General features: G+C 65.8%; 10 protein-coding genes and 1 tRNA gene. 6 read left to right on the top strand and 5 right to left on the bottom strand.

Annotated features, from left to right (window positions below; all coding sequences use genetic code 11):
* Window positions 1–361: 361 nt before the first annotated feature.
* The 5 genes from LX70_RS00360 to pdxH form a co-directional block, all read right to left on the bottom strand.
* A complete protein-coding gene (locus LX70_RS00360) occupies window positions 362–4,045 on the bottom strand; it encodes a vitamin B12-dependent ribonucleotide reductase (RefSeq protein ID WP_105513518.1) in 3,684 nt (1,227 codons plus the stop codon).
* Between the two features lie 1,092 nt (window positions 4,046–5,137).
* Window positions 5,138–5,214: transfer RNA gene (locus tag LX70_RS00355), tRNA-Pro, on the bottom strand.
* A gap of 42 nt (window positions 5,215–5,256) precedes the next feature.
* Window positions 5,257–5,733, bottom strand: coding sequence for a DUF192 domain-containing protein (locus LX70_RS00350; protein WP_245884881.1), 477 nt, complete (start codon window positions 5,731–5,733; stop codon window positions 5,257–5,259).
* Window positions 5,730–6,263, bottom strand: coding sequence for a cold-shock protein (locus tag LX70_RS00345; protein WP_105512566.1), 534 nt, complete (start codon window positions 6,261–6,263; stop codon window positions 5,730–5,732). Before LX70_RS00345 ends, LX70_RS00350 begins: the two co-directional genes overlap by 4 nt.
* Window positions 6,264–6,369: 106 nt before the next feature.
* Window positions 6,370–6,975 (bottom strand): pyridoxamine 5'-phosphate oxidase, encoded by a 606-nt coding sequence (gene pdxH / locus LX70_RS00340; RefSeq protein ID WP_105512565.1) that lies wholly within the window; start codon window positions 6,973–6,975, stop codon window positions 6,370–6,372.
* 179 nt (window positions 6,976–7,154) lie between these two features.
* On the opposite strand from pdxH, the gene fabI reads away from it, so the two are divergent.
* The 6 genes from fabI to trpE all read left to right on the top strand — a co-directional run bounded on the left by fabI (window position 7,155) and on the right by trpE (window position 13,660).
* Window positions 7,155–7,982, top strand: a complete 828-nt coding sequence (gene fabI, locus LX70_RS00335) for an enoyl-ACP reductase FabI (RefSeq protein ID WP_105512564.1) — start codon at window positions 7,155–7,157, stop codon at window positions 7,980–7,982.
* A gap of 4 nt (window positions 7,983–7,986) precedes the next feature.
* Window positions 7,987–8,490: a xanthine phosphoribosyltransferase gene (gpt, locus tag LX70_RS00330; protein ID WP_105512563.1), complete on the top strand. Its 504-nt coding sequence runs from the start codon at window positions 7,987–7,989 to the stop codon at window positions 8,488–8,490.
* Window positions 8,491–8,496: 6 nt separating this feature from the next.
* Window positions 8,497–8,976, top strand: coding sequence for a DUF2127 domain-containing protein (locus tag LX70_RS00325; RefSeq protein ID WP_105512562.1), 480 nt, complete (start codon window positions 8,497–8,499; stop codon window positions 8,974–8,976).
* 62 nt (window positions 8,977–9,038) lie between these two features.
* A complete protein-coding gene (locus tag LX70_RS00320) occupies window positions 9,039–10,217 on the top strand; it encodes an aminotransferase (RefSeq protein ID WP_105512561.1) in 1,179 nt (392 codons plus the stop codon).
* 78 nt (window positions 10,218–10,295) lie between these two features.
* Window positions 10,296–12,149 (top strand): peptidylprolyl isomerase, encoded by a 1,854-nt coding sequence (locus LX70_RS00315; protein ID WP_105512560.1) that lies wholly within the window; start codon window positions 10,296–10,298, stop codon window positions 12,147–12,149.
* A gap of 2 nt (window positions 12,150–12,151) precedes the next feature.
* Window positions 12,152–13,660 carry an anthranilate synthase component I gene (gene trpE / locus LX70_RS00310; RefSeq protein WP_105512559.1) on the top strand — a complete coding sequence of 503 codons (1,509 nt, stop codon included), beginning with the start codon at window positions 12,152–12,154 and terminating at the stop codon, window positions 13,658–13,660.
* The last annotated feature ends 1 nt before the right edge of the window (window position 13,661 follow it).

The following is a 13,661-nucleotide window of genomic DNA, read 5'->3' as shown; positions in this document are numbered from 1 at the left end:
AGTGGCCGCGTCCCGGACTTGCTCCGGGACCTCCTCTTCCGGCCAGTGGAGGCCCCGGATCGGGTCCGGGGCGGTGGAGCCCCCCGCCCCCTGCGCCCCCATCGAAAGCCGGGCGGCGCCCGACCGCGGGTGGGCGTCGCGACGGTTTGGGATGGCAGTTTATGGTGCGGCCTTGTCTGAGGCCGGATCATCACGGGGACGGTGCCAAAGCGCCCGCCCGGTGGTGCGGTCGGGCGCTGCCCGGCGGCGCGTGCCGCGCCTTGTTCCGGGCGGGGCGACCCGCCCCCCCAACACAGCAAAAAACCCGGACACAACGGTCCGGGTTTTCGTCGTACTCTCAGCCCGGCGGGTTACGCCGCCCTCAGCTGCACCCGCTCGTGCCGCCGCAGGTGTTGCACTTCATGCAGGTACCGTTGCGCACCAGCGTGTAGTTGCCGCATTCGCCGCAGGGGTCGCCCTCATAGCCCTGCATCTTCGCCTTGGTCCGCGCATCCATCGTCACCGTGCCGCTGGCCAGCGCCGTGGCCCCGCTGGCGGCGGCGACCTGCGCGGTGGCCGGGACCAGCGTGTTCAGCGCCGCGATCGGATCGCCCGCCAGCGCCGTGGCCCCGATCCCGCCCTGAAGCACGATCAACTCCTGCGGCAGACGCTTGCGCATGTAGCCGGTCGAGGCGACCTGTTTCAGTACCTCAAGCGACTTCGACGCCGTCCGTTCGCTGGGCTCGGACACATTCGACTGCCCCTCATCCGACCCGCCGCCGAGGTCATCGAAGCTTGCGCCCTGCGGCTTCACATGGGCCAGATCGGTGCGGTCGAGATAGGAAACCGCCAGTTCCCGGAAGATGTAGTCAAGGATCGAGGTCGCCTGCTTGATCGAGTCATTGCCCTGCACCATGCCGGCCGGCTCGAACTTGGTGAAGGTGAAGGCATCGACGAATTCCTCAAGCGGAACACCGTATTGCAGGCCGACGCTCACAGCGATGGCGAAGTTGTTCATCATCGCCCGGAAGCCCGCGCCTTCCTTGTGCATGTCGATGAAGATCTCGCCCAGCGTGCCGTCCTTGTACTCGCCCGTGCGCAGATAGACCTTGTGGCCGCCGACCATCGCCTTCTGGGTATAGCCCTTGCGGCGTTCGGGAAGCTTTTCGCGGTGGCTGCGGACCAGTTCCTTGACGACGATCTTCTCGACGATCTTCTCGGCCAGAACGGCGGCCTTTTCCTGCGCGGATCCGGTGGCGAGGATCTCCTCCGCCTCCTCGTCATCCTCGACCAGCGCGGACGCGAGCGGCTGGCTGAGCTTGGACCCGTCGCGGTAAAGCGCGTTGGCCTTGATGCCGAGGCTCCAGGACAACTCATAGGCCGCCAGCGTCTCCTCGATGGTGGCGTTGTTCGGCATGTTGATCGTCTTGGAGATCGCGCCCGAGATGAAGCTTTGCGCCGCCGCCATCATGGTGATGTGGCTGTCGACCGACAGGAACCGCTTGCCCTTGCGACCGCAGGCATTGGCGCAGTCGAAGACGTTGTAGTGCTTCGGGTCCAGATGCGGCGCGCCTTCCAGCGTCATCGTCCCGCAGACATGGTCGTTCGCGGCCTCGATCTGCGCCCGTGTGAAGCCCAGGTGGCGCAGCAGGTCGAAGGTCGGGTCGGCAAGCTTTTCGGCCGGGATACCAAGGGTTTCGCGGCAGAAGCTTTCCCCCAGCGTCCACTGGTTGAAGACAAAGCGGATGTCGAAGGCCGAGGGCAGCGCCGCCTCGATCTTGTCCAGTTCCGCCTGACCGAAACCATGCCCGATCAGCGCGGTGTGGTTGATCCCGGCACAGTTGCCAAGGCTGGCGTGACCGACGGCATAGGCGATGATTTCCTCGATCTGCGCCGAGCCATAGCCCAGCGTTTCCAGCGCGGCGGGAACCGAGCGGTTGATGATCTTGAAATACCCGCCGCCCGCAAGCTTCTTGAACTTCACCAGCGCGAAGTCCGGCTCGATCCCCGTGGTGTCGCAATCCATCACCAGACCGATGGTGCCGGTCGGCGCGATGACGGTGGCCTGCGCGTTGCGATAGCCGTGCTTTTCGCCCAGGGCCAGCGCCTCATCCCAGGCGGATTTCGCAAGGGAAACAAGGGTCTGGTCGGGGCAGTTCGCGTGATCGAGCGGCACCGGCTTGACCGCCAGATCCTCATACCCCTCCGTCTGCCCATGGGCAGCCGCGCGGTGGTTGCGGATGACGCGCAGCATGTGACCGGCGTTGCGGGCATAGCCGGGGAAGGCGCCCAGTTCACCGGCCATCTCGGCCGAGGTGGCATAGGAAATGCCGGTCATCACGGCGGTCAGCGCGCCGCAAAGCGCCCGGCCTTCGTCCGAATCGTAACCCAGCCCCATGTTCATCAAGAGGCCGCCGATATTGGCATAGCCAAGGCCCAGCGTGCGGTAGTCATAGGATCGCTGCGCGATCTCCTTCGACGGGAACTGCGCCATCAGGACCGAGATTTCCAGCGTCACGGTCCAGAGCCGGGTGGCGTGGACATAGCCTTCGGCATCGAACTGGGCGTTCTTGTAGAAGGTCAGCAGGTTCATCGACGCAAGGTTGCAGGCCGTGTCGTCAAGGAACATGTATTCCGAACAGGGGTTGGAGCCACGGATCTGCCCGTCTTCCGGGCAGGTATGCCAGGCGTTCACGGTGTCGTGGAACTGGATGCCCGGATCGGCGCAGGCCCAGGCGGCGTGGCCGACCTGTTCCCACAGATCGCGCGCCTTGACGGTCTTGGCGATCTTGCCGTCGGTGCGGCGCACCAGTTCCCAGTCGGCATCGTCCTTCACGGCCTTGAGGAAGGCGTCGGTCACCCGGACGGAGTTGTTCGAGTTCTGGCCGGAGACCGACGCATAGGCTTCACTGTCCCAATCGGTGTCATAGGTCGGGAATTCGATGCTCCCGTAGCCTTGTTTCGCGTAATCCAGCACGCGCTTGACGTAGGTTTCCGGGATCATCGCCTTCTTGGCGCCCCGGATCGCGGTTTTCAGCGCCTCGTTCTTCGCCGGATCGACCGCATCCTCGGTGGAGCCGTCCCACTGACGGATCGCCGCGAAGATCTCGTTGAGCTGCTTTTCGTGGCTCTTGGAGCCCGCGACGAGGCTTGCGACCTTCTGCTCCTCGATGACCTTCCAGTTGATGAAGGATTCGATATCGGGGTGATCCATGTCGCAGATCACCATCTTCGCCGCGCGGCGCGTGGTGCCGCCCGACTTGATCGCGCCCGCCGCGCGGTCGCCGATCTTGAGGAACCCCATCAATCCGCTGGACTTGCCGCCGCCCGACAGCGCCTCCCCCTCACCCCGGAGCGAGGAGAAGTTGGTGCCTGTGCCGGAGCCGTATTTGAACAACCGCGCCTCACGCACCCAAAGGTCCATGATGCCGCCTTCGTTCACCAGATCGTCCGAGACCGACTGGATGAAGCAGGCATGGGGCTGTGGGTGTTCGTAGGCGGAGTTCGACCGGGTCAGCTTGCCCGTGGTGTGATCGACATAGAAATGACCCTGACCGGGGCCGTCGATGCCATAGGCCCAGTGCAGGCCGGTGTTGAACCACTGGGGGGAGTTCGGCGCGGCCATCTGTTCGGCCAGCATGAAGCGCATTTCGTCGTAATAGGCCTGTGCGTCGGCCTCGGTGGTGAAATAGCCACCTTTCCAGCCCCAATAGGCCCAGGCCCCCGCCAGACGGTCGAAGACCTGCTTGGCCGAGGATTCGCCCACGATCTGTTCGTCGGCGGGCAGATCGGCCAGCGCCTTGTCATCGGCGACGGAACGCCAGAGGAATTCCGGGACGCCCTTTTCCCTGACCTTCTTCAGCCGCGCGGGAACGCCGGCCTTGCGGAAATACTTCTGTGCCAGCACGTCGGACGCGACCTGGCTCCAGCCCTCCGGCACCTCGACGCTGTCGTTGCGGAAGACGATCTTGCCATCGGGATTGCGGATCTCCGACGTGGTGGTCCCGAAGGCGATGCCCGCATAGGCGTCCTGCCCGGCTTCGGTGAATTTCCGTTCGATCTTCATCTGCCCCATCCTTGTCCAGTTTTGCGCGGCGCACCCTTTGGGGGCGTCTTGCCGCCGTGGTGCCGATGGGATCAGGCGGCAACACGTCACCTCCGCGGCAGATGCGCCTGCCACGTCCGGGCCGCTTTGGGCGCGGCCTTTGAATGAGATTGTGTTGCCGCCGGACCATCCACTAAATGTTGTGGCGTCTCCGTCAGCCCATACAAACTGACGTATCCAGAGGGGGCAGGTCAACAGATTTTTCACACATTTGAGAGGTCTTTTCGGGTTGACCCCGACATGTCCACAGGGGCGTCGCGGGGGGATGTGATTCACCATCAGGGCGCGGTCCGGCTGTCCGGGCGGGGAAAGCGTTTGTCTACGGGAGGTTGGCACGAAAACCTGTGCGACCGGGTGAATTGGCGGAGCCGGAAGGGCCGCGACGGCCGGTCGCGGCGAGGGGGTGGCATGGCAACAACACCTGCCATCGCGCGATGCCGAAGGCGAAGCGGGGAGCCGTCCCGGACCTGATCCGGGACCTCTTCGCCCAGTGGCGGGGGTCCCGGATCGAGTCCGGGACGTGGGCCGCCTGATGCCCCTGCCGTGCCTTCGCCGCGCCTCGCCGGGCGGGTGGCGGCGTTTCAACGGCAGTGGAGATGGAGGGCGAGAAGGCCCGTGCCTTGGCGTCCCGGACCTGATCCGGGACCTCTTCTTCCGGTGGCGGGGGTCCCGGATCGAGTCCGGGACGTGGGCCGCCTGATGCCCTCGACCCGCGCCGCCGCGCATCGCCGGGCCACCCCCAGGCCCGGCGATTTGGCCGATGTCCCGCGAAACACCGATGTCGGAGGGTGCTGGCTGGCATAAAGCGTGATGCGGCAAGGTCGGATCGCCGCGCCGTGGCCCTGCGTCGCGCGTGCCTCACCGGGCCGGAACAAGGGGCCTTGGCCCCGCCGGGCCAGCGGCCGACCGCCCGCACGGGCGGCCGCTTTTGCAACGCAGCGTGCCGAACAGACGTCGGATGAGGGCGGCACCATAAAGCGTGTCCCCACACCCCGCGCGGCGGCCCCCCGCGGTCGTCCGCCGGCCCGGCTTTCTACGAACGTTGAAAAGAAGTGGTCGGGGCGAGAAGATTCGAACTTCCGACCTACGGTACCCAAAACCGTCGCGCTACCAGGCTGCGCTACGCCCCGATCAGCGATGTCCTTAGCGGCGAACGCGGCGCAGGGAAAGGGCTAAGGCGCCGTGCAGGGCCAAAGCGCGCCGGATTGGTCAAGCGCGGGGTGGCGCAGGACCGCCCCCTCGCCCAGACCCAGCCGCGCGGCAAGGCCGCCGCCGATCTCAAGCACCATCAGCGTGTCATCGGGGCCGGGAATCGGTGTCAGGTCGCCCGGCACCGCCTTGGCATGGACCCGCCCCACCCGTCCGTCCGCGCCGATAAAGATCATGTCGAGCGGGATCAGCGTGTTCTTCATCCAGAAGGCCACCGGCTGCGGATGGTCGTAGACGAAGAGCATCCCCGAGGACGCGGGCAGCTTTTCGCGAAACATCAGCCCCTCGGCCCGTTCCGCCACATCGTCCGCCACCTCGACCGCGAATCGCGCCGCCCCGCCGTCCCAGCGGAACTCGGCCTGCGTCTCGGAACAGGCACCGAAGGCCGCCGTCGCGCCAAGGCAGGCGACGACAGCAAGGGCCGCGCGGGCGCCTGTCACTTGCCGTCCCGCAGGGCGGCGTCCCAGGCGGTCACCTGCGCCGCCATGCGGCCGCGCTTGCCCTCGATCACCCGCAGGCACACCGCCTCACCGGGTTGCAGATCGGCAAAGCCCGACCGGCGCAGCACCTCGATATGGATGAAGACATCCTCGGGGCGGCCGTAAACGTTTGCAAAACCAAAGCCCTTGACCTTGTCGAACCACTTGACGCGGGCCGGTTCCAGCGGAAGTGCCGCGATCGTGGCCGCGTCGCTGTCGCCCAGATCCTCGATCGGGGCCGCCTCTTCGGTGTCGGGTGGCAGGATCTCAAGCACTTCGACCGCCTGCGCGCCGCGCTGGGTCTGCTGCACGATCACGCGAATGCGCGCATTGTCGGCAACCGATCCCTGCCCGAAATTGCGCAGCACATTGGCGTGCAGAAGGATGTCACCCCCGCCTTCCTCGGCGACGATGAACCCAAAGCCCTTGGCTGGATCGAACCATTTCACGCGACCGATCAACTCGTGCTGGTTCGGATGTGTATCCGTCATAGTCTCGTATTCCCATCCGCCAGGGCGTCCGGCCAGGACCGTCGCCGCCAGTGGTTCAATTCCCTATCTCGTGGAGCCCCCGTTCCACAGTCTGCACACTCATACATCACGGATTAAGCCGTGTGATCGACCAGTCCCCCTCCAGCGTCTCGCGACTCCAGCGGAACCTGTCGTGCAATCTGAACGCGCCGTCAGCCCAGAACTCCATCTCAAGCGGCCTGAGCCGAATCCCTCCCCAGAAGGGGGGGCGCTTCGGCGCCGGACCAAGCGTCCCGGTGACACGGGCAACCTCGGCAATCAACCTGGTACGCGACGTCAGGGGTTCGGATTGACGTGACGCCCATGCTCCGAGCCTGCTTTGCAGCGACCGAGACGCGAAGTAGGCATCCGCCTTGCTCCCGTCTTCTCGACTGGTAACCCCACGCACACGGATCTGACGACGCAAACTCTTCCAATGCATAACAAAGGCTGCCTTGCCAGCCGCCTCGATCTCGCGCGCCTTCACCGACCCGTAATTTGTGTAAAAGAGAAAAGCGTCCTGCTCAATCTCTTTCAGCAGGACCATGCGCGCATTCGGCATGCCCTTTAGGTCAGTTGTCGCCAGTGCGATGGCATTGGGATCGTTGATTTCCGTCTTTTCCGCCTCTGTCAGCCAGGCCCGCGCGATGCTGAACGGGTCGTCCCCGGCGAAAATCCCTGTGCGTTCGGCCACGAACGGCCCTCCTGACTTTTGCACACGCCCCGATAGAGCGCACCCCGGACCACCCATCCCGTCGCGATAACCGATTCCCCGCCAATCGCTCGGTGCCGGAGGGGCGCGGTCCACTTGATGCTCCCCCGAACTTCGCCTAATGCTTCCCGCACTCGGGAAAATCGGACGCGGGGACAGATATGGCAACCAAATTGATGGCGGGCAAGCGCGGCCTTATCATGGGACTGGCGAACGACAAGTCGATCGCCTGGGGCATCGCCAAGGCGCTGGCCGCCGAGGGGGCCGATATCGCGCTCTCCTACCAGGGTGAGGCGCTGAAAAAGCGCGTCGAACCGCTTGCGGCCGAGATCGGATCGACGCTGATCGTGGAATGCGACGTGGCCGACGAAGGCTCGCTCGACACGCTTTTCGCGACGCTGAAGGAAACGTGGGGCAAGATCGACTTTCTGGTCCATGCCATCGGTTTTTCCGACAAGGGCGAACTGCGCGGCCGTTACGTCGAAACCTCGCCCGAGAATTTCCGCATGACGATGGACATCTCGGTCTATTCCTTCACCGCCGTCTGCCGCCGGGCCGCCGCGATGATGCCCGATGGCGGGTCGCTGCTGACGCTGACCTATTACGGGGCCGAACGGGTCATGCCGCATTACAACGTCATGGGCGTGGCCAAGGCCGCGCTTGAGGCCTCGGTGCGCTATATCGCCGAGGATCTCGGCAAAGACGGCATCCGCTGCAACGCGATCTCCGCCGGGCCGATCAAAACGCTTGCCGCCAGCGGCATCGGGGATTTCCGCTATATCCTGAAGTGGAATGAGCTGAATTCGCCGCTGCGCCGCAACGTCCATCAGGATGAGGTCGGCAAATCGGCGCTTTACCTGCTGTCCGATCTGGGATCGGGCGTGACGGGGGAAACCCATCACGTCGATGCCGGCTATCACATCGTGGGCATGAAGGCCGTGGACGCGCCGGATATCGACGTCGTCACGGGGCGCAACGGCAAGGAATGACGCCATGAATGACCGGCTGCCGCATGAGAAGGGGTTTCACGTCTCCTGGGACCAGATCCATCGCGACAGCCGGGCGCTGGCCTGGCGGCTGGATGGCCACGGGCCGGATGACGGCAACTGGCGCGCCATCGTCGCGATCACGCGCGGCGGGCTGGTCCCGGCGATGATCGTCAGCCGCGAGCTGGACATCCGCGTCGTCGATACGATCAGCGTGAAAAGCTATTCCCATCAAAGCCGGGGCGAGGCGAAGGTCACCAAAAGCCCGCAGGCCGATCTGATGGGCGATGGTGAGGGGATTCTGGTCATCGACGACCTCGTCGATACCGGCAAGACGCTGGAACTGGTCCACAAGCTTTACCCCAAGGCGCATTTCGCCACCGTTTACGCGAAACCCTCCGGGCGGCCGATGGTCAACACCTATGTCACCGAAGTCAGCCAGGACACCTGGATCTTCTTCCCCTGGGACATGGCGCTGCAATACGTCCAGCCCTATCGCGGCGCGGACTGACGGCCGATGCGGCGGCGCGGCTGGGCGGAGTTTCTGCACGACGCCTTCGAACTGGGCATCATCGCCAAGGCCGTCTTCGCGACGGTCGAGACGCTGACCGGCGTCTTCCTCTTCTTCCTCAGCGCCAATTGGGTCCACGCCGCCGCGCGCTGGATGACGGCGGGGGAGTTGGGGGAGGACCCGGCCGACTGGCTCAGCGGCAAGATCATGGCGCTGGCCATGGCCTACAACGTCAGCACGCAGCATTTCTGGGCGGTCTATCTGATCGGCCACGGGCTTATCAAACTCGCCGCCGTGGGGGCGCTGATCATGGGCTATCGCTGGGCCTATCCGCTGTCGATCCTTGTCCTTTGCGGCTTCATCGTCTGGCAGGTGCAGAAGTTTCTGGTGACCCAGTCGCTGCTGATGGCGGGGCTGACGGTGTTCGACCTGATCGTGATCTGGCTGATCTGGCACGAGTGGCGGAGCCTGCCGAAAGCCGCCTGACCCGCTTGCGCCGCGCGCGCCCCTCGCTACAGTAGGCCCCGATCCCTGCGACGGAGCGCCCGATGACCCTGCCCCTTGCCCCCCGGATGGAAGCGACCGAGGCGCCCCCGGTGATGGAGGCGCGGCGCTGGCTTGAAGGCGTGGTCTTTCCGCCGGATCGTCCGCTTATCAACGTCAGTCAAGCCGCCCCGATGGAGGCGCCGCCCGAAGGGTTGCGGCAGGCCCTGGCCGAGGCGGCGCTGAACGATCCCGCCGCCCATCTTTACGGCCCGGTTCTGGGCCTGCCCGCACTGCGCGAGGAAATCGCGGCAAGGTGGTCGGTCGCTTATGGTGGAAGTATCGCGGCCGGGGAGGTCGCGGTCACGCAGGGCTGCAATCAGGCCTTCTGCGCGGCGATGGCCACCATCGCTGCCACGGGGGATGAGGTCATCCTGCCAACGCCTTGGTATTTCAACCATAAAATGTGGCTCGACATGCAGGGGATCGCCGCCGTGCCGCTGCCCTGCGGCGCGGACCTGATCCCGTCCGCCGAGGCGGCAGAGATGCTGATCACGCCGCGCACCAAGGCCATCGTCCTTGTCACACCGAACAACCCCGGCGGCGTCGAATACCCGGCCGACACCGTCCGCGCCTTCTATGACCTTGCCCGGCGCCGGGGCCTTGCTCTGGTCCTTGACGAGACCTACCGCGATTTCGACAGCCGCAGCGCCGCGCCGCATGACCTGTTCGCCGATCCCGACTGGCGCGGTGTGCTGGTCCACCTTTATTCCTTCTCAAAGGCGTTCCGCCTGACCGGCCACCGCGTCGGCGCCATGATCGCCGATGCAAGGCGGCTGGCAGAGGTGGAGAAATTCCTCGACACCGTTGCCATCTGCCCCAACCAGCTTGGCCAGACCGGCGCGCTCTGGGGGCTGCGCAACCTTGGCCAGTGGGTCGCGGGGGAGCGGGCCGAAATCCTTGCCCGCCGCGCCGCGCTGGAAGCGGGGTTCGCCAACCTCCCCGGCTGGCGGCTGATGGGTTGCGGGGCGTTCTTCGCCTATGCCGAACACCCCTTCCCCCTGCCCGCGCCCGAGCTTGCCCGCCGTCTGGTGGCCGAGGCGGGCGTCCTTTTGCTGCCCGGCACCATGTTCCGGCCCAAGGACGACCCGGCAGGCGCGCGCGAATTGCGCATCGCCTTTGCCAATATCGGGACCGCTGGAATCGCCGAATTGATCGACCGTCTGGCCGCCTTTCGGCCGTGAACCCGCGCGCGGCCTTGCCCAACCCCCGGACCTGACCTAAACACCCCTGAAAACCTGACCCTTGGGAGGGCAAAGCCGATGTCGACCCCGCTGCGCGCCAAGAAGCGCGGTAACACGATCATCTGGATCCTGATGGCGATGCTCATCCTCGGGCTCGGCGGCTTTGGGGCGCGCAACTTCGGCGCCTCCAACGCCGCCATCGGCAGCGTCGGCGACCGGGAGATTGCCATGCGCGACTATGCCCGCGCCGTCAGCCGCGAGATGCAGGCAGCCTCGGCCCAGCTTCAGCAGCCGGTGAATTTCGAGACCGCCCAGCAGCTTGGCCTTGACCGCAATGTGCTGTCACGGCTTCTGGCCTCGGCGGCGCTGGAAGGCGAAGCGGCGCGGCTTGGCGTTTCCGTCGGCGATGCGGCGGTGCGCGACCGGCTTGTCACCTTCCCGGCCTTTCAGGGCCTTGATGGCAAGTTCGACCGCGATGCCTACAAGCTTGCCCTGCAACAGGAAGGGCTGAGCGAGGCGGAGTTCGAGGCGAAGATCCGCGACGAAACCGCCCGCACCGTGATTCAGGACGCCGCCGTCAGCGCGACCGCCTCGCCCGCCATGCTTGACGACATGATCACAGCCTGGGCGACCGAAACGCGCAGCTTCACGCTGGCCGAGCTTTTGCCCTCGGACCTGCCCGCGCCCGTCGCGGTCCCGGATGAGGCAGAGATCAAGACCTATTTCGAGGCCCACCCGGCCCCCTATACCAAGCCCGAGACGCGCAACATCACCTATGTCTGGCTGTCGCCCGAAATGGTGGTCGGCAAGGTCACGCTGGACGACGCGGCGCTGCAACAGGCCTATCAGGCACGGATCGACGACTATGTGACGCCCGAACGGCGGCTGGTGGAAAAGCTGGTCTACCCGGATGAGGCGACGGCGACAGCCGCCAAGGCACGCTTCGATGCCGGGGAAATCGACTTCTCGGGCCTTGCCAGGGAACGCGGGCTGGAGCTTGCCGATGTGGACCTTGGCGATGTGGGCAAAGAGGATCTGGGGGCTGCGGGCGATGCCGTCTTTGCCCTGACCGCGCCCGGCGTCGTCGGCCCGATCGAGACCGATTTCGGCCCCGCGCTTTACGCCATGAACGGCATTCTCGACGCCCAGACCGTGACCTTCGACGAGGCGCGCGAGGAACTTGCGGCCGAGGCCTCTCTCGATCAGGCGCGGCGCATGATCGCGGATGAGAGCAACCATCTCGAAGACCTGCTCGCCACCGGGGCGACGCTGGAAGATGTCGCCAAGGAAACCGACATGGAGCTGGCGACCATGGCCTTCGACACGGCCAGCGAAGAGGGCATCGCCGCCTACCCCGCCTTCCGCGATGCCGCGCAGGCCGCGACGGCCGAGGACTTTCCGCAACTGGTCCCGCTGGACGATGGCGGCGTCTTCGCGCTGCGCCTCGACAGCATCGACCCGCCCGCTGTCCGCCCGCTGGAGGAGGTCCGCGATCAGGTGATCGCCGACTGGACGCGGGATCAGACGCAGGCAGAGCTGAAGAAGATGGCCGACGACATCGCCGCAGCCTCGACCGACCCGGAGGCGCTTCAGGCCTCGGGCCTTGTCGTCACGCGCTATGACGATTTCGCGCGCGGCGGTTTCATCGACCGGACCCCGCCCGAGGTGGTGCAGCGGGCCTTCACCATGGCCGATGGCGCGACCGCCGCCGTGGAGGCGCAGGGCCGCGTCTTCCTGATCGCGCTTCGCGCCGTCAACGCCGCCGACCCGACCGCGCCCGAGGTGGTGCAATTGCGCGGACAGGTGGCGACCCAGATGTCGCAATCCATCGCGCAGGACATGTTCCAGCTTTACACCGAGGCGGTCGAGGCCCGCGCGGGCATCAAGCTGGACCAGAACGCCATCGCCGCCGTCAACGCGCAGTTGAACTGACCATGGCTCTGACCCCCACCTTCGCGGAGTTCGAGGCAGGCTTTGCCGCCGGGCGCAACCAGCTTGTCTATACGCGGCTGGCCGCCGATCTCGACACGCCCGTGTCGCTGATGCTGAAACTGGCCGAGGCCCAACCGATGAGCTTCATGCTCGAATCGGTCACCGGGGGCGAGGTGCGCGGGCGCTATTCCGTCATCGGGATGAAGCCCGATGTGATCTGGGATTGCCACGGCACGACAAGCCGGATCAACCGCCAGGCGCGGTTCGACGCCGATGCTTTCGAGCCGTTGTCGGGCCATCCGCTGGACACGCTGCGCGCGCTGATCGCCGAAAGCCGGATCGACATGCCCGAAGGGATACCGGCCATCGCGGCGGGGCTTTTCGGCTATCTCGGCTATGACATGATCCGGCTGGTCGAACACCTGCCGAACGTCAACCCCGACCCGATCGGCGCCCCCGACGCGGTGCTGATGCGCCCGACCATCATCGCCGTTCTCGATGGCGTGAAGGGCGAGGTCACCGTCTGTTCCCCCGCCTGGGCCAATTCCGGCCTGTCGGCACGCGCCGCCTATGCGCAGGCCGCCGAGCGGGTGATGGACGCGGTCCGCGATCTGGAACGCGCACCCGCCGGTGAAAGCCGGTCGCTGGGCGATCTGGCGACGGTGGGCGAATTGCGGTCGAACTTCAGCCATGACGCCTACAAGGCCGCCGTGGAAAAGGCCAAGGACTATATCCGCGCGGGCGACATCTTTCAGGTCGTCCCCTCGCAGCGCTGGACCGCCGATTTCGCCCTGCCGCCCTTCGCGCTCTACCGCTCGCTCCGGCGCACCAACCCCTCGCCCTTCCTGACCTTCTTCAACTTCGGCGATTTCCACATCGTCGGCGCCAGCCCCGAGATTCTGGTGCGGGTGCGCGATGGCGAGGTCACGATCCGCCCCATCGCAGGCACCCGCCCGCGCGGCGCGACGCCGGAGGAAGACCGCGCCTATGAGGCCGATCTGCTGGCCGACAAGAAGGAACTGGCCGAACACCTCATGCTGCTCGACCTCGGGCGCAACGACGTGGGGCGGGTGGCCAGGATCGGCACCGTCCACCCGACCGAGAAGTTCATCATCGAGCGCTATTCCCACGTCATGCACATCGTCTCGAACGTGGTGGGGGAAATCCGCGAGGATGAGGATGCGCTGTCGGCCCTTCTGGCCGGTCTGCCCGCAGGCACCGTCTCTGGCGCGCCCAAGGTCCGCGCGATGGAGATCATCGACGAGCTGGAACCCGAAAAGCGCGGCATCTATGGCGGCGGCGTCGGCTATTTCGCCGCCAATGGCGAGATGGATTTCTGCATCGCGCTGAGGACAGCGGTGGTGAAGGACGGCAAGCTTTACATCCAGGCCGGGGGCGGCGTCGTCTATGACAGCGACCCCGAGGCGGAATGGCAGGAAACCGTCAACAAATCCAAGGCGCTGAAAGCGGCGGCCGAGGATGCCGGCCGCTTCGTCCGGCGCGGGAACTGAC

This window comes from Albidovulum denitrificans (genome assembly GCF_002973535.1).
In the GTDB taxonomy this organism is placed as follows: domain Bacteria; phylum Pseudomonadota; class Alphaproteobacteria; order Rhodobacterales; family Rhodobacteraceae; genus Albidovulum; species Albidovulum denitrificans.
Note: the sequence above shows the minus strand (reverse complement) of the source record. Positions and strands in the feature narration are given on the sequence as shown.

What these genes read in the sequence shown, in the direction of transcription:
- gpt (WP_105512563.1), top strand. Translation starts at nt 7,987, where the DNA reads ATGAATGACCGGCTGCCGCATGAGAAGGGGTTTCACGTCTCCTGGGAC.
- fabI (WP_105512564.1), top strand. Translation starts at nt 7,155, where the DNA reads ATGGCAACCAAATTGATGGCGGGCAAGCGCGGCCTTATCATGGGACTG.
- LX70_RS00360 (WP_105513518.1), bottom strand. Translation starts at nt 4,045, where the DNA reads ATGAAGATCGAACGGAAATTCACCGAAGCCGGGCAGGACGCCTATGCG.
- LX70_RS00345 (WP_105512566.1), bottom strand. Translation starts at nt 6,263, where the DNA reads ATGACGGATACACATCCGAACCAGCACGAGTTGATCGGTCGCGTGAAA.
- LX70_RS00325 (WP_105512562.1), top strand. Translation starts at nt 8,497, where the DNA reads ATGCGGCGGCGCGGCTGGGCGGAGTTTCTGCACGACGCCTTCGAACTG.
- trpE (WP_105512559.1), top strand. Translation starts at nt 12,152, where the DNA reads ATGGCTCTGACCCCCACCTTCGCGGAGTTCGAGGCAGGCTTTGCCGCC.
- LX70_RS00315 (WP_105512560.1), top strand. Translation starts at nt 10,296, where the DNA reads ATGTCGACCCCGCTGCGCGCCAAGAAGCGCGGTAACACGATCATCTGG.
- LX70_RS00320 (WP_105512561.1), top strand. Translation starts at nt 9,039, where the DNA reads ATGACCCTGCCCCTTGCCCCCCGGATGGAAGCGACCGAGGCGCCCCCG.